We start from the raw sequence: 18324 nt of genomic DNA, 5'->3' as shown, positions 1-18324 counted from the left end.
CCGGGGCGCGCCGGCGCCCGTCACGAGGACGGCGCCGGCACCCGCCGGGCAGCGCCGGCCGCCCGCCGCCGCATCCCCTCCGCCGCACCGCCGACCAGCAGTGCCACGGCCACCAGCAGCGCGCTCACCCACAGCGGCGCGCGGTAGCCGAAGCCCGCGGCGAGCGCGAGACCGCCCCACCAAGGGCCGACCGCGGCGCCCACGTTGAGCGCGGCGGTCGCGAACCCGCCGCCCAGCGTGGGCGCTTCGACCGCCGCGTAGAGCACCTGCGCGATCAGCGTGGAGCCGACCGCGAACGACAGGGTCCCCTGGACGAGCACCCACCCGACGGTGGCCACCGCGTTCGAGGCCGTCAGCGCGAACGCCGCCCAGCCGACGAGCAGCGCCGCGCCCCCGACGGCCAGCACCGCCCGGGGCCGCCGGTCGGCCAGCCGCCCGCCCGCCGTGACACCGGCGAACGACCCGATCCCGAACAGCGCCAACACCACCGGCACCCCGGCAGCGCCGAACCCGGTGACGCCCGTGACCAGCGGTGCGAGATAGGTGAAGGTACAGAACGTGGCGCCGTTGACCAGCGCTGCCAGCAGCAACGCCACCCACAGCCGCGGTCGTCGCAGCGCCCGCACCTCGGCCCGGATCCCGGGAGTGCCGGGCGTCCCGCCGGCCGCGCCGTCGCCCGTCGGCCCGGCCGGCACCGACCGCACGAGGGTGAGGACGGCCGGCACCGACACCGCGGCCACCGCCCAGAACGCCGAGCGCCAGCCCCACTCCTGCCCCAGCACGGCGCCGGCCGGCACCCCGGCGATGCAGGCCAGCGTCGTGCCGCCCAACAACACGGAGGTGGCCCGGCCCTTGGCGTCGGGCGCGACCATCGCGGCGGCCGTCGCCAGCGCCACGGCCAGGAACCCGGCATTGGCCAGCGCCGCCACCACCCGGGTGGCCAGCAGCACCGCGAAGCTCGTGGTGACCGCGCCCACGACGTGGACCAGCAGGAAGGCGACCAGGAAGACCAGCAGGGCGCGCCGCCGCGGCCAGCGCCGGCTCAGCAGCGCCATCAGGGGCGCCCCGACGATCATTCCGGCCGCGAACGCCGAGGTCAGCGCGCCCGCGGCCGGAATGGACACCTGGAGATCGGCGGCGATGTCCGGGATCAGCCCGGACAGCATGAATTCGGACGTGCCCTGCGCGAACACCGCGAGCGCAAGCACGTAGAGGGCGAACGGCATCAGAAATCTCCGCAACCACACCGTGGACCGGCACGGCCGAGGAACGCCGTCGGCGGAACCGACGGCGCCCGACGGGACCGGTCGAAGAAGCGGCAGCCCCGGCTGCCGCATGGACAAGACCTGCCTCAACGGGCGGTCCGGTGGCGGGAGGAGACCTCGACGTGACGGCGCGGGAACGCGCGGCGGCGCGACGGCGGCCCAAGGGCGGCGTCGCGGCCGGGCAACGGCAGTGCGAGGAGCCACCGGGCGGCGCCCGGTGGCTAGCGTCTTGAGGACTCGGGGCTGGTCACGCTCCGCAGGCTAACCGCGCCCGGCCGGCCCCGTCCACGGATTAATCGCGCCGTGGTGGTCATCGGCCCGGCGCACGAGCGCCCCGCCCGGTTCGGTCCGGGCGGGGCGCTCACCGCGGTGGGTCGGGGCGGGCGGCGGCGCCACCCGCCCCGACCCACCGTCAGTCCGTTGCGCTCAACGGCCGTCCTTGCCGCCCAACAGCCCGGCCCGCCGCAGCGCGTCCGCCATCGCGTCGTTGACCGGCCCGGCCTCCCGGCCGCCGCCGCGCCGCTCGCCGCCCCGCTGGCCGCCGCCCTGCCGCGGCCGCGGCGCACCGCCCCGGCCGCCCTCGCGCGGGCCCCGACCGCCGCCACTGCCACTGCCACCGCCACCGCGCCGCTCGCCGCCACCGGCCGGCGCGGCCTTGCCCGGCTCGTCGTCCAGCCGCAGGGTCAGCGAGATCCGCTTGCGCGGGATGTCGACGTCGAGCACCTTGACCCGGACGATGTCGCCCGGCTTCACCACGTCCCGCGGGTCCTTGACGAAGGTCTTCGACATCGCCGAGACGTGCACCAGGCCGTCCTGGTGGACGCCCACGTCCACGAACGCCCCGAAGGCGGCGACGTTGGTCACCACGCCCTCCAGGAGCATCCCCGGCGCCAGGTCGCCGATCTTCTCCACGCCGTCCTTGAAGGTCGCGGTCTTGAACTCCGGCCGCGGGTCCCGGCCCGGCTTCTCCAACTCCTGGAGGATGTCGGAGACCGTCGGCAGGCCGAAGGAGTCGTCGACGAAGTCCGCCGGTCGCAGGGCGCGCAGCACGGTGGTGTTGCCGATCAGCGACCCGACCTCGCTCTGCGCCGCCTTGACGATCCGGCGCACCACCGGGTACGCCTCCGGGTGCACGCTGGAGGCGTCCAGCGGGTCGTCGCCGCCCCGGATCCGCAGGAAGCCCGCGCACTGCTCGTACGCCTTGGGGCCCAGCCGCGGCACGTCCTTGAGGGCCTTGCGGGAGCGGAACGGGCCGTTGCCGTCACGGTGGTTCACGATGTTCTCGGCCAGGCCCGAGCTGATGCCGGAGACCCGGGCCAGCAGCGGCGCGGAGGCGGTGTTGACGTCCACGCCGACGCCGTTCACGCAGTCCTCGACCACCGCGTCGAGCGAGCGCGACAGCTTGGCCTCGGACAGGTCGTGCTGGTACTGGCCGACCCCGATCGACTTGGGGTCGATCTTGACGAGTTCGGCCAGCGGGTCCTGCAGGCGCCGCGCGATGGAGACCGCGCCGCGCAGCGACACGTCCAGGTCCGGCAGCTCCTGCGAGGCGAACGCGGAGGCGGAGTACACCGAGGCGCCCGCCTCGGACACCATCACCTTCGTCAGCTTCAACTCCGGCTGCGCGGCGATCAGTTCGGTGGCCAGCTTGTCGGTTTCGCGGGAGGCGGTGCCGTTGCCGATCGCGATCAGCTCGACGTCGTGCTCCCGGGCCAGCCGCGCCAGGGTGGCCAGCGCCGCGTCCCACTTCTGCTGCGGCACGTGCGGGTAGATCGTCTCGGTCGCCGCCACCTTGCCGGTCGCCTCGATCACGGCCACCTTCACGCCGGTGCGGAAACCGGGGTCCAGGCCCATCGTCGCGCGCGTCCCGGCGGGCGCCGCCAGCAGCAGGTCCCGCAGGTTCGCGGCGAACACCCGGACCGCCTCGTCCTCGGCGGCCTGCCGCAGCCGCAGCCGCAGGTCGATTCCCAGGTGCACCTGCACGCGGGTCCGCCAGGCCCAGCGGACCGTGTCCTTGAGCCACGTGTCGGCCGGCCGGCCGCGGTCGACGATCCCGAAGCGGTGCGCGATGGACCGCTCGTAGGCGCTGGGGCCCTCACCGGCCTCGGCCGGGTCCTCGGGCTCCAGGGTGAGGTCGAGGACGTCCTCCTTCTCGCCGCGCAGCATCGCCAGCACCCGGTGGGAGGGCAGCTCGGTGAACGGCTCGGCGAACGCGAAGTAGTCGGCGAACTTGGCGCCCTCCTCCTCCTTGCCCGCGCGCACCTTCGCCGCGACCCGGCCGCGCGACCACATCCGCTCGCGCAACTCGCCGATCAGGTCCGCGTCCTCGCTGAACCGCTCGGTGAGGATCGCCCGCGCGCCCTCCAGGGCCGCCGCGGGGTCGGCGACGCCCTTGTCCGTGGACACGAAGGCGGCGGCGGCCGCGGCCGGTTCGACGGACGGGTCCGTCAGCAGCCCGTCGGCCAGCGGTTCCAGCCCCGCCTCCCGGGCGATCTGCGCCTTGGTGCGCCGCTTCGGCTTGAACGGCAGGTAGATGTCCTCCAGCCGGGCCTTGGACTCGGCCCCGCGGATCTGCGCCTCCAGCGCGGCGTCCAGCTTGCCCTGCGACCGCACGGACTCCAGGACGGCGGTCCGCCGCTCCTCCAGCTCCCGCAGGTAGCGCAGCCGCTCCTCCAAGGAGCGCAGCTGGGCGTCGTCCAGCGTCTCGGTCGCTTCCTTGCGGTAGCGCGCGATGAACGGGACGGTCGAGCCGCCGTCGAGCAGTTCGACCGCGGCCTTCACCTGCCGCTCCTTGACGCCGAGCTCGTCGGCGATGCGCGCTTCGATGGACCCGAGGGTCCCGATGGGCCCAGTGGCTGCCGTCACGTTGATCCTGCCCGCCTTCCAGCGACTTTCCTGAGCCTGCATTGTGCCGCCCCGTGGTCCGGACTGTCGCACCGCCCGGCCGGGAACGCCGGGGTGTGAGAAGACGCACCCACCGCCGGCGCCCCCGTCCCGGGCGAGCGGCTAGTCCCTGGCGAACAGCGTCTGGGGGAACGCCCCGGATTCCATCAGGCGCGCGGTGAAGCCGGCCGCGAGTTCGGTCAACCGGGCCACGCCCGCCGCCCCCAGGTGCTCGTACGGCGCCCGGTCGAGCCGGTCCGTGGTCCGCTCCAGCTCCTTGCGCAGCGCCGTGCCGGCCTCGGTGAGTTCGTCGGCGTCGACCAGCAGTCCGCGCCCGCGCAGCCGCTCCTGTGCCGCCGTCAGCTCCTCGGGCGTCCAACCGCGGGTCGCCAGGATGCCGCGGTGGCTCATGCCGTGCCCGCTGGCGGCGTGCGAGACCAGGGCCTCCGTCGGGTCCAGCTCGGCGTCGAGCAGCGCCACCAGGTGGCCGTCGCCGCGGTGTTCGCGCAGCAGCGACGCGGCGTGCCAGTAGGCGAGGTGCGGGGCCTCGGGCACCGGGAGGTCGGCGTGGGCGGAGTACAGCGGCCGGGCGTGCCGGGTGCAGCCCTCGGCGGCGGTCAGCGCGAGCTTCGCCGCCTCCGCCATCTCCGGGGAGTCCACCGCGTCGCCGAGGAGCCGGCGCAGGGCGGCGTCCACCGCCCGCAGCCTGGCGTCCAGCACGGCCTGCGGCGTGGTGACCGTCCAGACCTGGGGCACGTGCTGGGCGATCAGTTCGTGCTTGAAGGAGTAGAAGGTCGCGGCGATCGTTCCGGCGCCCACCGCGCCGAGCGGCGCGCTCCGGACGGCGAAGTACCCGGCGCGGCCCTCGACTCCCAACCCGGACAGTTCCGCGGTGAGTTCGGGGGCGAAGTAGTGCGCCGAGTGGAAGGGGTTGAGGGCGTTCTGGCAGTGCCGGCCGGCCCGTTCGGGCAGTGCGCTGGAAGTCGTCATGCGAGCAGGTTACCGACCCGTCGGTATGGCGCCACCCCCGCGGGCGCCCCGAGCGGACCCCGCTCCGCGCATGGCAGGAAAGGTGGGAAACCCGTCATTGCCGCCATCCTGCCGCGCCACCAGGATGGAGGGCATGGAACAGCGCGACGTGCTGGTCGTCCTCTTCGACGGCGTGCAGAGCCTCGACGTGAGCGGCCCGGTCGAGGTCTTCAGCGGAGCCTGCCACGGCGTCCCCGGCGCCTACCGCATCCGCACCGCCGGCCTGACCGGCGCCCCGGTCCGCACCACCAGCGGCCTGACCCTCGTCCCGGACCTCGCCCTCGACGCCGCCGAGCCCCCGCACACCCTCCTGCTCCCGGGCGGCGAGGCCACCGACCCGCCCGACCCGCGGCTGGTGGACTGGCTGCGCACGCACGCCCCCCGCACCCGGCGGAAGGTCTCGGTCTGCAGCGGCGCCTTCCTGCTGGCCGCGGCCGGACTGCTGGACGGACGCCGGGCCACCACCCACTGGAGCCTGTGCGCCGACCTCGCCGCCCGCCATCCCGCGGTCCGCGTCGACCCCGAACCGATCTACGTGCGCGACGGCGACGTGGCGACCTCCGCCGGCGTCACCGCCGGCATCGACCTGGCGCTGGCCCTGGTCGAGGAGGACCTCGGCCGCGACCTGGCCCTGTCCATCGCCCGCCACCTGGTCGTCTTCCTGCGCCGACCGGGCAACCAGACGCAGTTCAGTGCCCAGCTCGCCGCGCAGACCGCGGAACGCCGCCCGCTGCGCGACGTCCAACAGTGGATCACCGAACACCCGGCGGCGGACCTCTGCGTCGAGGCGCTGGCCGACCGCGCCGGGCTCTCCCCGCGGCACTTCGCCCGCGCCTTCCGCGACGAGACCGGGATGACGCCCGGCCGGTACGTCGACCGGGTCCGCCTGGAGGCGGCCCGCCGGCGTCTGGAGGACACCGCCGACGGCGTCGAGCAGATCTCCCGGCAGTGCGGCTACGGCACGACCGAGGCGATGCGCCGCGCCTTCGTCCGGGTCCTCGACACCTCCCCGGCCGAGTACCGCCGCCGCTTCCGGCCGGCCCGGCTGCCCTGACCGGCCCCGGACCCGCCACCACCACCGACCACCCCGACCGCCCCGCCACACCACACCACCGAACCAGGAACGAGGTCCCCGTGCAGATCGCCATCCTCCTCTACGACCGCTTCACCGCCCTCGACGCCATCGGCCCCTACGAGACCCTCGGGCTCGTCCCGGACGCCGAAGTGGTGTTCGTCGCGGAACACCCCGGCGTCCACCGCAGCGACAAGGGCTCCCTCAACCTGGTCGCGGAGGCCGCCCTCGGCGACGTCACCGCGCCCGACGTGCTCGTCGTCCCCGGCGGCCCCGGGCAGGCCGCGCTCATGACGGACGGCCCGCTGCACGACTGGATCCGGGCCGTGGACGCCGGCACCACCTGGACCACCTCGGTCTGCACCGGCTCACTGGTCCTCGCCGCCGCCGGCCTCCTGCGGGGCCGCCGGGCCACCTCCCACTGGCTCGCGCTGGACCTGCTCCCCACCTACGGCGCCGAACCCACGGGGGAGCGGGTGGTCTTCGACGGCAAGTACGTCACCGCCGCCGGCGTCTCCTCCGGCATCGACATGGGGCTCACCCTGGCCGGCCGGATCGCCGGCGACTTCGTCGCGCAGACGATCCAACTCGGCATCGAGTACGACCCGCAGCCGCCCTACGACGCGGGCGCCCCGGAGAAGGCACCGGCCGACGTCGTCGCCGCCCTGCGGGAGCACGGCGACATCATCCTGGCCGGGAAGCGGTGGCGGGACGCCGACACCGCAGTGAACTGACGGAACGTCAAGAAGGCGACCGGCGAACGCCGCTCAGCCCTCGGGCCACCTGAACCGCGGCGCCCTGCGCTCCAGGAAGGCGGCGGCACCCTCCGCGGTGTCGCCGCTCTCCCGCGCCTGCGCCGCCCAGAACGCCCCGCGCGCCTCCGCCTCCTCGGGCGCCACGTCCCAGGTCCCGTTGGCCAGCTCCTTCGCCGCGCTCTGGGTCAACAGCGACCGGCTCGCCAGGACGGCGGTGAACTCCGCGACCCGCTTGTCCAGCTCGCCCTCGGCCACCACCTCGTCCACCAGCCCGGTCCGCAGCGCCCGCGCACAGTCGATCAACTCGCCCGAGAACAGGAGGTACTTGGCGGACGAGAGCCCCACCAACCGGACCAGTCGCCGGGTCGCCGACGCCGGATAGGCCACCCCCAGCTTCGCGGGCGTCACCCCGAACAGCGCGCCCTCCTCCGCGAACCGCAGGTCGCAGGCGGCCGCCAACTGGGCGCCGCCGCCCACGCAGTAGCCCCGTATCGCCGCCACCGTCGGCCGCGGAAAAGCCGCCAACGCCTCCTCCGCCGCCACCGCCAGCCCCTGCGACGCCCCCGACGGGTCCCGCAGCGAGCCGATGTCCGCCCCCGCGCAGAACGTCCCGCCGTCCCCGGTCAGCACCAGCGCCCGCACCGCGTGGTCCGCCGCGAGCCGCGCCAGCAGCGGCGGCACCTCCTGCCACATCGCGACGGTCATCGCGTTGCGCTTGCCCGTGTTGCTGATCGTGACGGTCGCCGTACCGCCGCTGACACGCGTCTTCAGACCCGGTTCCATGCCCGGATGGTAGAGCGACCGCCGGGCGCCCGGCCGGATACGATCGGCGGCCTGATGTCAGCAACCCTCGTCGCCAAAGACCTCGCCGCCGGCCACGGCGAGCGCGTCCTGTTCTCCGGTCTCGATCTGGTCGTCGCCCCCGGCGACGTGATCGGCCTCGTCGGCGCCAACGGCGCCGGCAAGTCCACCCTGCTGCGCCTGCTGGCCGGACTGGCCACCCCCGAGCAGGGCGGCCTCGCCCTCAGCCCGCCGACCGCCACCGTCGGCCACCTCCCGCAGGAGCCGGAGCGGCGCGCCGGAGAGTCGGTGCGCGCCTTCCTCGCCCGCCGCACCGGCGTGGCCGACGCCCAGCGCACCCTGGACGCCACCACCGAGGCCCTCGCCGAGGGGCGCCCCGGCGCCGACGACGCCTACGCCACCGCCCTGGAGCGCTGGCTCGCCCTCGGCGCCGCCGACCTCGACGAGCGCGCCGAGGAGACCGCCGCACAGCTGGGCCTGGCGATCAGCCTCGACCAGCCGATGACCACCCTCTCCGGCGGCCAGGCCGCCCGTGCCTCGCTCGCCTCGCTGCTGCTCTCCCGCTACGACGTCTTCCTCCTCGACGAGCCCACCAACGACCTCGACCTGGACGGCCTGGACCGCCTGGAGTCCTTCGTCACCGGCCTGCGCGCCGGCACCGTCCTGGTCAGCCACGACCGTGAGTTCCTGGCCCGCACCGTCACCCAGGTCGTCGAACTCGACCTCGCCCAGCAACAGGTCAACACCTACGGCGGCGGCTACACCGCCTACCTGGAGGAGCGCGACCGGGCCAGGCGGCACGCCCGCGAACGCTACGAGGAGTACGCCGACACCAAGGCGGCCCTGGAGACCCGCGCGCACACCCAGCGCAACTGGATGGAGAAGGGCGTCCGCAACGCCCGCCGCAAGGCCCCCGACAACGACAAGATCGCCCGCCGGGGCCGGGTCGAGGCCACCGAGAAGCAGGCCGCCAAGGCCAAGCAGACCCAGCGCATGATCGAGCGGCTGGAGGCCGTCGAGGAGCCCCGCAAGGAGTGGGAGCTGCGGATGGAGATCGCCGCGGCACCCCGGGCCGGCGCGGTGGTGGCCACCCTCCGGCAGGCCGCGGTCCGCCGCGGCGACTTCTCCCTCGGCCCGGTGGACCTCCAGATCGACTGGGCGGACCGGGTCGCCATCACGGGCCCCAACGGCGCCGGCAAGTCCACCCTGCTCGCCGCGCTCCTGGGCCGGCTGCCGCTGGACTCCGGCGCGGCCTCGCTCGGCCCCGGCGTGGTGGTCGGCGAGATCGACCAGGCCCGCGGCCAGCTCTTCCGGGGCAGCGGCGAGACCTCCCTGATGGACGCCTTCCGGGCCGCCGTCCCGGACCTGGCACCCGCCGACGTGCGCACCCTGCTCGCCAAGTTCGGCCTCAAGGCCGGCCACGTGCTGCGCCCGGCGGGCACCCTCTCACCCGGGGAGCGCACCCGGGCGGCGCTCGCACTCCTCCAGGGCCGCGGGGTCAACCTCCTGGTCCTGGACGAGCCGACCAACCACCTCGACCTCCCCGCCATCGAGCAGTTGGAGTCCGCGCTCGCCTCGTACCCGGGCACCCTGCTGCTGGTCACCCACGACCGCCGGATGCTGACGGCGGTGCACACCACGCGCCGGATCGAGGTCGACGGCGGCCGGATCACCGACCGCTCGGTGTGACCGGGCCCGATGCTGCCGGGCATCCGCTCCGGCTTTCGATTTGTCTCCGCGGCCGGCACCCCGTAAGCTCATCCGAGTCGACGCGGGGTGGAGCAGCTCGGTAGCTCGCTGGGCTCATAACCCAGAGGTCGCAGGTTCAAATCCTGTCCCCGCTACTCAGAAGGACAGCAGGTCCGGTGCGCACGCACCGGGCCTGCTGTCGTGTGTGCCCGGGGACGTCCCCGCTCCCTCTGCCACCTCCCGTAATCCGGGGTATACCGGGAAAAACGGTCCCTGAGTGAGGAGGCGGCGATGAGCGGCAGGTCCAGGTCTTCCCGGCGCAGTCCGACGGCCCGGTTGGGGCGCAGCTTCGGGCTGCTCGCGGTCCTCGGCGTCATCCTCGTGCTGGCCGGCATCGTCGGGTTGATCTACGTGGGCGTGGCCACGCTCACCACGATGCTGCTCTTCGGCTGGTTGCTGCTGATCGGCGGCCTGGTGGGGCTGGCGCACGCCGTCCAGTCCCGGGGGTCGAGCTACTTCTGGCTCGCGGTGATCGTCGCGGCGCTGAACATCGCGGCCGGAGTGGTCGTCATCCGGCTGCCGGACGCGACCGCCGCCGCGCTGACCATGTTCGCCGCCCTGCTCTTCCTGACCGGCGGCCTGTTCCGCCTGGCGGGTGCGGTGGTGGTGCGCGGGGCGCAGTTCGGCTGGACCCTGCTCCAGGGCGTGATCGGCATCCTGCTGGGCGTCCTGGTGCTCGCCAACTGGCCGCAGAGCAGCCTCTACGTCATCGGCTGCTTCTTCTCGCTGGAACTGCTCTTCGACGGGCTGGGCCTGCTCGCCATGGGGATCGGCGGCCGCCGCGTGGTCGGTATGGTCGAGGACAGCCGGGTGGCTTGATCTTTGCCCCGACCGCGCCGGTTCCGGTGAGGTGCCGGCGGCTGGCCCGGAGCTCCCTGTCAAAACATGTATTCAAGACGACGGGATGCATCACGAGGGCGATCAATTCCGACAGAATCGGCCAAAAGGCGTCGATAGGCGCTGACTTGTGTTCAGGAGCCCGGCTCGGACCAGCGCATTCTCAACACTCGTCATGTGAGGATGCCTTCCGGACCCCCTGCCGAACCCCCCGAGGAGCTGACCTCCCCGCTCGCCTACGAAGGTGTCTGGCGGTTCACCGCCCCGGCACTGGAGTCGTCGGTGCCCCAGGCACGTCACGCGGTGCGGGACCTCCTCGTCGAACAGCGCGCACCCGTCGCCGACGACATTCTCGACGGGCTCCTGCTGATCGTCTCCGAGCTGGTCACCAACGCCGTGCGGCACGCCGCGCTGCTCTCCCCGCAGATCGCCGTCCAGCTCACCATCGGCGCCAACTGGCTCCGCATCGCGGTCGAGGACGACCACCCCTACCGCCCGAAGGCCCTGGAGGCGGACGAGGGTGACGTCGGCGGCCGCGGCCTGTGGCTGGTCAAGGTGCTCACCGCGGAGGTGGGCGGGAAATGCGACGTGACGCACACCGTGGGCGGCGGCAAGGCCATCTGGGCCGAGCTGCCGCTGGCGCCGCTCGCTACCAGCCCGCCGACTGCCCGGTGAGCTCGCGGACCGCCGGCCGCGCCGCGTCGAGCACGGTCATGAACCACGCGGAGAACGGAACCTGCGCGTGCCGCTCGGCGAGCTCGTCCGGCGTCACGAACGCGACCTCGGAGATCTCCTCCGGATCCGGCGCCGGCTCCGACCGCAGCAGCCCGACGAACAGGTGGTTGTACTCCTGCTCCACCAGGCCGGAGGCCGGGTCGGGGTGGTTGTAGCGCACCGTTCCGGCCTCGGCCAGCAGTGCGGGCGCCGCGCCCAGCTCCTCCGCGGTCCGCCGGGCCGCCGCCGCGAACGGCGTCTCGCCGGGGTACGGGTGGCCGCAGCAGGTGTTGGACCACACACCGGGGGAGTGGTACTTCGACAGCGCCCGGCGCTGGAGCAGCAGTCGCCCCTTCTCGTCGAAGAGGAAGACCGAGAACGCCCGGTGCAGCTGCCCGGGCGGCTGGTGGGCGGCGAGCTTCTCCGCGGTGCCGATCGTCGTGCCGTCCTCGTCGACCAGTTCCAGCATGATCGGCTCGGCGGCGCCGTCCGGCGCACCCACCGCCGAGGTCCCGGCGGTCTGTCCGTTGGCAGGTGTGATCGGCATGCGCATCCTTCTCGTCGGTCGTCGCGCTCAAGTCTGCCCCACCGGACCGCCGGCAGCGGCAGAGCACCGTGCCGGGTGCCGACCGGCGTCGGGCGTCCGGTAACCATGACCAGCCCCCGCATAACCGGCACCGGAGCCGGCGGCCAGTTGTTCCGGCGAGGCCCGATCCACCATGATGATCGCGGCAGGCGCAGCCGTCGCTCACCCGATCGGGTGGTGAATGCGTGGTGAACGGCCGCATCCCGCGATCGGATAGCCTCTGCCGACGTGCCTCCCGGCCCCCAGGGCCAGGTGTGCCGCACCCGCCGCCCGGGTAGTTCGTGTCGAATGCGGACGACCGGCGCTGCTCGTCAGCATCCAAGGAGTGAGTTCGTCTGTCGACCGCCATCCTCACCGGTCCGCCGGTCGCCGGGTCGTCGCTCGAGGCCGACCTGCGCGCACTGGGTTTTGACGTCCGCACGGCCAGTGACCCCGCCGGCGCCGCCGAGCTGCTCGCCGAGGCGCCGGCCCAGGAGCGGATCGCCGTGGTGGACCCCCGCTTCGTCGGCCACCTGCACGCCCTCCGGCTCGCCCTGACCGACCCGCGCTTCCCGGCCGCCGCGGTGCCCGGCGCACTCACCGTGCAGCCCGCGGCCCGCGCCGCGCTGGACCGGGCCGCCGGCCGCATCCCCGTCGGGGCCGGCACCGCGCACCTGACGGACGTGCTCACCGACACCCTGACCGAGGCGCTCGACCGCGCCGACGTCGGACTGCACCGCGTCGAGCCGGGCAGCCTGGTGGCGACCCTCGCGCTGACCCCCGCCCAGCGGGAGGAGGCCCGGGAAGCCGTCGCCGCCGTCGACGAAGAGGCGGTCCGCCTGCGCACCGCCGTGAAGTCCCGCGACGGCTTCTTCACCACCTTCTTCATCAGCCCGTACTCCCGGTACCTCGCCCGCTGGTGCGCCCGCCGCGGCCTCACCCCGAACCAGGTCACCACGGCCTCGCTGATCACCGCGCTGATCGCGGCCGGCTGCGCGGCCACCGGAACCCGCGGCGGCTTCGTCGCCGCCGGCGTGCTGCTCCTGCTCTCCTTCGTCCTGGACTGCACCGACGGGCAGCTCGCCCGCTACTCGCTCCAGTACTCGACGCTGGGCGCCTGGCTGGACGCCACCTTCGACCGCGCCAAGGAGTACGCGTACTACGCCGGACTCGCCCTCGGCGCGGCCCGGGGCGGCGACGACATCTGGGCGCTGGCGCTGGGCGCGATGATCCTCCAGACCTGCCGCCACGTCGTCGACTTCGCCTTCAACGAGGGCAGCGAGTTCGAGGGCGGGGGCGGTGGCGCCGGCCCGGCCGTGGGCCTGTCCGACCGGCTCGACCGGGTCGGCTGGACCGTCTGGGCGCGCCGGATGATCGTGCTGCCGATCGGCGAGCGCTGGGCCATGATCGCCGTCCTGACCGCGCTCACCACCCCGCGCATCGTCTTCTACGCCCTGCTGGTCGGCTGCGCGCTGGCCGCCTGCTACACCACGGCCGGCCGGGTGCTGCGTTCGCGCACCCGCCGGGCCCGCCGCACCGACCGGGCCGCCCGCGCGCTCGCCGACCTCGCCGACTACGGTCCGCTGGTCGAGCTGCTGAGCGGCGGCGGCCGGGGCCGGGCCCGCACCGGTTCCCTGCTCGCGCCCGCTATGGCGTTTCTCTCGTCCGCGGTGCTGCTGGTGTGGGTGATCTCCCAGCCGGACCCCGCCTCCTGGCTCACCGTCGGCGTCGCGGTCTGCTCCGCGCTGCTCGCCGCCGCGGCACTGGCCCGCCCGCTCAAGGGCGCCCTGGACTGGCTCGTCCCGCCCTTCTTCCGGGCCGGCGAATACCTCGTCGTCCTGGTGCTGGCCGCCCGCGCGGACGCCCACGGGGCGCTGCCCGCGGCGTTCGGGCTGGTCGCGGCGGTCGCCTACCATCACTACGACACGGTCTACCGCATCCGCGGTGGCGCCGGGGCCCCACCGCGGTGGCTGGTCCGGGCGACCGGCGGGTACGAAGGGCGGATCCTCGTGGTCACCGTCCTCGCCGCCCTGCTGCCCGCCACAGGTTTCACGATCGCGCTCACGGCACTCGCTGGGGTCCTGGCGCTGCTGGTGCTCGCCGAGAGCATCCGCTTCTGGGTGGCCGCGCACAATCACGGTGCACCCGCCGTACACGATGAAGGAGAACCCGCATGATCGGCCTCGTGCTGGCCGCCGGCGCCGGACGGCGTCTGCGCCCCTACACCGACACCCTGCCCAAGGCGCTGGTGCCGGTGGGCCCTGAAGGGGACGGAGAGGCGACCACCATCCTCGACCTGACCCTCGGCAACTTCGCCGAGATCGGTCTGACCGAGGTCGCGATCATCGTCGGCTACCGCAAGGAGGCCGTGTACGAGCGCCGGGAGGCGCTGGAGCAGAAGTACGGCCTGAAGATCACCCTGATCGACAACGACAAGGCCGAGGAGTGGAACAACGCCTACTCCCTGTGGTGCGCCCGTGACGTGATCGCGGCCCACGACTCGGTGATCCTCGCCAACGGCGACACCGTGCACCCGGTCTCCGTCGAGAAGACCCTGCTCGCCGCCCGCGGCAACGGCCAGAAGATCATCCTCGCGCTGGACGCCGTCAAGCAGCTCGCCGACGAGGAGATGAAGGTCGTCGCGGACCCCGCCAAGGGCGTCCAGAAGATCACCAAGCTGATGGACCCGGCCACCGCGACCGGCGAGTACATCGGCGTCACCCTCATCGAGGGCGCGGCCGCCGCCGAGCTGGCCGACGCCCTGAAGACCACCTTCGAGCGGGACCCGGACCTCTACTACGAGGACGGCTACCAGGAGTTGGTCAACCGCGGCTTCAAGGTCGACGTGGCGCCGATCGGCGACGTCAAGTGGGTCGAGATCGACAACCACGAGGACCTCGCGAAGGGCCGTGACATCGCATGCCAGTACTGACCCGCCTCATTCCGTCCCCGGTCGTCGTCGACATCAGCGCCGGCGCCCTGGACGACCTGGCGGGTCTGCTGGCCGACCAGCGCATCTCGGCCTCCGGCAAGCTCGCCATCGCGATCAGCGGCGGCTCGGGGGCCCGGCTGCGCCGGCGGCTGGCCCCCGCCCTGCCGGGCGCCGAGTGGTACGAGGTCGGCGGCGGAACCCTGGACGAAGCGATCAAGCTCGCGGACGCCATGAAGAAGGGGCACTACGACGCGGTCGTGGGCCTGGGCGGCGGCAAGATCATCGACTGTGCGAAGTTCGCCGCGGCGCGCATCGGCCTGCCGCTGGTGGCGGTCGCGACCAACCTGTCGCACGACGGGCTGTGCTCGCCGGTCGCCACCCTCGACAACGACGCGGGCCGCGGTTCGTACGGCGTGCCCAACCCGATCGCCGTGGTGATCGACCTCGACATCATCCGCGAGGCCCCGGTCCGCTTCGTCCGCTCCGGCATCGGAGACGCGATCTCCAACATCTCCGCGGTGGCGGACTGGGAGCTGTCGCACCGGGAGACCGGTGAGGCCATCGACGGGCTGGCCGCCGCCATGGCCCGGCAGGCCGGCGAGGCCGTACTGCGCCACCCCGGGAGCGTCAGCGACGACGCCTTCCTCCAGGTGCTGGCGGAGGGCCTGGTCCTGACCGGCATCTCGATGTCGGTGGCCGGCGACAGCCGACCCGCCTCCGGCGCCTGTCACGAGATCAACCACGCCTTCGACATCCTCTTCCCCAAGCGGGCGGCGAGCCACGGCGAGCAGTGCGGCCTGGGCGCCGCCTTCGCCACCCACCTGCGCGGCGACCGGGAGACGGCGGGGTTGATGGTCGAGGTGCTCCAGCGCCACGGCCTGCCGGTCACCCCCGGCGAAATGGGCTTCACCGACGCGGAGTTCGTGCAGGCCGTCGAGTTCGCCCCGAAGACCCGTCCGGGCCGCTACACGATCCTGGAGCACCTGGACCTGTCCACCGATCAGATCAGGGACGCATACGCCGACTATGCCGAAACCATCAGTAGCTGAACTCCGCCCGGTCGTTCACCCCGAGGGCGTGAAGGACCGGCGCAGCGGAGAGCACTGGGCCGGCCGCCTCTACATGCGGGAAATCTCGCTGCGCTGCGACCGGTACCTGGTCAACACCCGGGTCACGCCCAACCAGCTGACCTACCTGATGACCGTCTTCGGTGTGCTCGCGGCCCCGGCGCTGCTGGTGCCGGGGATCTGGGGCGCCGTGCTGGGCGTGGTGATGGTCCAGCTCTACCTGCTGCTCGACTGCATCGACGGCGAGGTGGCGCGCTGGAAGAAGCAGTTCTCGCTCGGCGGCGTCTACCTGGACCGGGTCGGTGCCTACCTGTGCGACGCCGCGGTGCTCGTCGGCTTCGGCCTGCGCGCCGCGGACCTGTGGGGTCCCGGCCGGATCGACTGGCTCTGGGCGTTCCTCGGCACCCTGGCCGCCCTCGGCGCGATCCTGATCAAGGCGGAGACCGACCTCGTCGGCGTCGCCCGCCACCAGGGCGGACTGCCGCCGGTCAAGGAGGCCGCGGCCGAGCCGCGTTCGTCCGGGCTGGCGCTGGCCCGCAAGGCGGCGGCGGCGCTGAAGTTCCACCGGCTGGTCCTCGGCATCGAGGCGTCCCTGCTGATCCTGGTCCTGGCGATCGTGGACACGGTCCGCGGCGATCTGTTCTTCTCGCGGCTCGGTGTCGCGGTGCTGGCCGGCATCGCGCTCCTGCAGACGCTGCTGCACCTCGTGTCCATCCTCGCCTCCAGCAGGCTCAAGTGACCGCGGCGTCCGGAATGCGACTCGGTGCGGTTGTCCTGACCATGGGCAACCGCCCCGAGGAGCTGCGCGCACTGCTGGACTCCGTCGCCCGGCAGGACGGCGACCCGATCGAGGTGGTGGTGGTCGGCAACGGCGCACCGCTGCCGGAACTGGCCGTGCCCGGGCTGGTCGTGCGGACCGTCGAGCTGCCGGAGAACGTCGGCATCCCGGCCGGCCGCAACGTCGGCATCGAGGCGTTCAAGGTCGACGGCGCCGACGGCTACCGCGTCGACGCCCTCCTCTTCCTCGACGACGACGGGCTGCTGCCCGGGACGGACACCGCCCGGCTGTGCCGCGAGGCGTTCGCCGCGGATCCGGCGCTGGGCATCATCAGCTTCCGGATCGCCGACCCGGACACCGGGCTGACGCAGCGCCGGCACGTCCCGCGGCTGCGCGCCTCCGACCCGATGCGGTCCTCGCGGGTGACCACCTTCCTCGGTGGCGCCAACGCGGTCCGCACGGCGGTGTTCACCCAGGTCGGCGGCCTGCCCGACGACTTCTTCTACGCCCATGAGGAGACCGACCTGGCCTGGCGCGCGCTGGACGCGGGCTGGTTGGTCGACTACCGGGCGGACCTGGTCCTGCACCACCCCACCACGGCCCCGGCCCGGCACGCGGTCTACCACCGGATGGTGGCCCGCAACCGGGTCTGGCTGGCCCGTCGCAACCTTCCCGCTCCGCTGGTTCCGGTCTATCTCGGTGTCTGGCTCCTGCTCACCCTCGCCCGCCGGCCGTCGCTGCCGGGACTCCGGGCCTGGCTGGGCGGCTTCAAGGAGGGCTGGGCCACCGCGTGCGGTCCCAGGCGCCCCATGAAGTGGGCTACCGTTTGGCGACTGACCCGGTTGGGCCGCCCTCCCATCATCTGACAAGCTCGTATCTGAGAGCATCAGGCGCGAACCGGGGCGTCGTCCCCGGGAGCGCACCTTGAGGACGAAAGTGTCAACTGTGAGCGAGACTACGCACGACAGTGCGGTCGCCATGAGTGCCCCGCCATCCGCCGACGAAGGACTCACCCCCGTCCAGCGGGCGGAGAAGTACGGACTGGCGCAGAGCGGTGCCCGGCCCAGCCTGGCGGAGTACGTCAGCCAGCTGTGGGCCCGCCGGCATTTCATTTCCGCCTTCGCCAGCGCCAAGCTGACGGCGCAGTTCAGCCAGGCGAAGTTGGGCCAGGTCTGGCAGGTGGCGACCCCACTGCTGAACGCGCTCGTCTACTACCTCATCTTCGGTCTGCTGATCGGCACCCGGAAGGGCGTCCCGGACTACGTCCCGTTCCTGGTCACCGGCGTCTTCATCTTCACCTTCACCCAGAGCTCCGTGATGGCCGGTACGCGGGCGATCTCGGGCAACCTCGGGCTGGTGCGTGCGCTGCACTTCCCGCGGGCCTGCCTGCCGATCTCGTTCTGCCTCATGCAGCTCCAGCAACTGCTGTTCTCCATGGGCGTGCTGGTGGTCATCCTGCTCGCCTTCGGGCAGCTGCCCACGTGGTCGTGGCTGCTGGTGCTCCCCGCGCTGGTGCTCCAGTTCGTGTTCAACACCGGCCTGGCGATGATCATGGCCCGGCTCGGCAGCAAGACGCCGGACCTGGCACAGCTGATGCCCTTCATCATGCGGACGTGGATGTACGCGTCCGGTGTCATGTTCAGCATCAGCGTGATCCTCCAGGGCAAGCACGTCCCGCACTGGGTCGAGGTGCTGCTCTACGCCAACCCCGCCGCGGTCTACATCGACCTGATCCGGTTCGCGCTGATCGACAGTTTCAAGGCCAGCCAGCTCCCGCCGCACGTGTGGGCGTTCGCGCTGGGCTGGGCGGTGCTGGCGGGCGTCGCGGGCTTCGTGTACTTCTGGAAGGCTGAGGAGCGGTACGGACGTGGCTGAGC

16 protein-coding genes and 1 tRNA gene are annotated in these 18324 nt (G+C 73.1%); 12 read left to right on the top strand and 5 right to left on the bottom strand.

Annotated features, from left to right (window positions below; translation table 11 throughout):
* Positions 1 to 20 precede the first annotated feature (20 nt).
* The 3 genes from ACJ6WD_RS01725 to ACJ6WD_RS01715 form a co-directional block, all read right to left on the bottom strand.
* Entirely contained in the window at positions 21 to 1226 is a 1206-nt protein-coding gene (locus tag ACJ6WD_RS01725; protein WP_233656486.1) for a Cmx/CmrA family chloramphenicol efflux MFS transporter, read from the bottom strand.
* A gap of 465 nt (positions 1227 to 1691) precedes the next feature.
* Positions 1692 to 4130 carry a Tex family protein gene (locus tag ACJ6WD_RS01720; protein ID WP_407614987.1) on the bottom strand — a complete coding sequence of 813 codons (2439 nt, stop codon included), beginning with the start codon at positions 4128 to 4130 and terminating at the stop codon, positions 1692 to 1694.
* Between the two features lie 141 nt (positions 4131 to 4271).
* Positions 4272 to 5138 (bottom strand): SCO6745 family protein, encoded by an 867-nt coding sequence (locus ACJ6WD_RS01715; RefSeq protein ID WP_407614986.1) that lies wholly within the window; start codon positions 5136 to 5138, stop codon positions 4272 to 4274.
* Positions 5139 to 5271: 133 nt separating this feature from the next.
* Between ACJ6WD_RS01715 and ACJ6WD_RS01710 the strand changes: the two genes are divergently transcribed.
* Together ACJ6WD_RS01710 and ACJ6WD_RS01705 are read left to right on the top strand one after the other, a co-directional pair.
* The gene (locus tag ACJ6WD_RS01710; protein ID WP_233656488.1) at positions 5272 to 6231 is read left to right on the top strand and encodes a GlxA family transcriptional regulator; all 960 of its coding nucleotides are present in this window, start codon (positions 5272 to 5274) and stop codon (positions 6229 to 6231) included.
* A gap of 80 nt (positions 6232 to 6311) precedes the next feature.
* Positions 6312 to 6983, top strand: a complete 672-nt coding sequence (locus tag ACJ6WD_RS01705; RefSeq protein ID WP_407614985.1) for a DJ-1/PfpI family protein — start codon at positions 6312 to 6314, stop codon at positions 6981 to 6983.
* Between the two features lie 33 nt (positions 6984 to 7016).
* On the opposite strand, the gene ACJ6WD_RS01700 is transcribed toward ACJ6WD_RS01705, so the two are convergent.
* Positions 7017 to 7787, bottom strand: coding sequence for an enoyl-CoA hydratase/isomerase family protein (locus ACJ6WD_RS01700; protein ID WP_233656490.1), 771 nt, complete (start codon positions 7785 to 7787; stop codon positions 7017 to 7019).
* Between the two features lie 54 nt (positions 7788 to 7841).
* Between ACJ6WD_RS01700 and ACJ6WD_RS01695 the strand changes: the two genes are divergently transcribed.
* The 4 genes from ACJ6WD_RS01695 (at position 7842) to ACJ6WD_RS01680 (ending at position 11066) form a co-directional block, all read left to right on the top strand.
* Entirely contained in the window at positions 7842 to 9494 is a 1653-nt protein-coding gene (locus ACJ6WD_RS01695) for an ABC-F family ATP-binding cassette domain-containing protein (protein WP_233656492.1), read from the top strand.
* An 81-nt stretch (positions 9495 to 9575) separates the two neighbouring features.
* Positions 9576 to 9649 (top strand) — tRNA-Met (locus ACJ6WD_RS01690).
* A 136-nt stretch (positions 9650 to 9785) separates the two neighbouring features.
* Complete coding sequence (locus ACJ6WD_RS01685) at positions 9786 to 10373, top strand: HdeD family acid-resistance protein (RefSeq protein ID WP_233656493.1); 588 nt, start codon at positions 9786 to 9788, stop codon at positions 10371 to 10373.
* Between the two features lie 201 nt (positions 10374 to 10574).
* Complete coding sequence (locus ACJ6WD_RS01680; RefSeq protein ID WP_016576193.1) at positions 10575 to 11066, top strand: ATP-binding protein; 492 nt, start codon at positions 10575 to 10577, stop codon at positions 11064 to 11066.
* Here the strand turns inward: ACJ6WD_RS01680 and idi are convergent.
* Positions 11041 to 11652 carry an isopentenyl-diphosphate Delta-isomerase gene (gene idi, locus ACJ6WD_RS01675; protein WP_016576194.1) on the bottom strand — a complete coding sequence of 204 codons (612 nt, stop codon included), beginning with the start codon at positions 11650 to 11652 and terminating at the stop codon, positions 11041 to 11043. The two genes, ACJ6WD_RS01680 and idi, sit on opposite strands and share 26 nt — an antisense overlap.
* Before the next feature lie 374 nt (positions 11653 to 12026).
* Here idi and ACJ6WD_RS01670 point away from each other — a divergent pair, with 374 nt between their 5' ends.
* From ACJ6WD_RS01670 to ACJ6WD_RS01645, 6 genes are all read left to right on the top strand, one after another.
* A complete protein-coding gene (locus tag ACJ6WD_RS01670; RefSeq protein WP_331246497.1) occupies positions 12027 to 13847 on the top strand; it encodes a DUF5941 domain-containing protein in 1821 nt (606 codons plus the stop codon).
* Positions 13844 to 14602: a sugar phosphate nucleotidyltransferase gene (locus ACJ6WD_RS01665; RefSeq protein WP_016574759.1), complete on the top strand. Its 759-nt coding sequence runs from the start codon at positions 13844 to 13846 to the stop codon at positions 14600 to 14602. The genes ACJ6WD_RS01670 and ACJ6WD_RS01665 overlap by 4 nt, the downstream gene beginning before the upstream one ends.
* Complete coding sequence (locus ACJ6WD_RS01660) at positions 14590 to 15651, top strand: iron-containing alcohol dehydrogenase family protein (protein ID WP_016574760.1); 1062 nt, start codon at positions 14590 to 14592, stop codon at positions 15649 to 15651. The genes ACJ6WD_RS01665 and ACJ6WD_RS01660 overlap by 13 nt, the downstream gene beginning before the upstream one ends.
* Entirely contained in the window at positions 15629 to 16408 is a 780-nt protein-coding gene (locus ACJ6WD_RS01655) for a CDP-alcohol phosphatidyltransferase family protein (protein ID WP_078487313.1), read from the top strand. The genes ACJ6WD_RS01660 and ACJ6WD_RS01655 overlap by 23 nt, the downstream gene beginning before the upstream one ends.
* Positions 16409 to 16422: 14 nt before the next feature.
* Complete coding sequence (locus ACJ6WD_RS01650; protein WP_376436453.1) at positions 16423 to 17313, top strand: glycosyltransferase family 2 protein; 891 nt, start codon at positions 16423 to 16425, stop codon at positions 17311 to 17313.
* A 79-nt stretch (positions 17314 to 17392) separates the two neighbouring features.
* Positions 17393 to 18322, top strand: a complete 930-nt coding sequence (locus tag ACJ6WD_RS01645; protein ID WP_016574763.1) for an ABC transporter permease — start codon at positions 17393 to 17395, stop codon at positions 18320 to 18322.
* Positions 18323 to 18324 lie beyond the last annotated feature (2 nt).

It is taken from the genome of Streptomyces sp. VTCC 41912, assembly GCF_045799175.1.
Taxonomy (GTDB): Bacteria; Actinomycetota; Actinomycetes; order Streptomycetales; family Streptomycetaceae; genus Streptomyces; species Streptomyces albulus_C.
The sequence above is the reverse complement of the archived record's forward strand: the minus strand, read 5'-3'. Positions and strand labels throughout refer to the sequence as shown.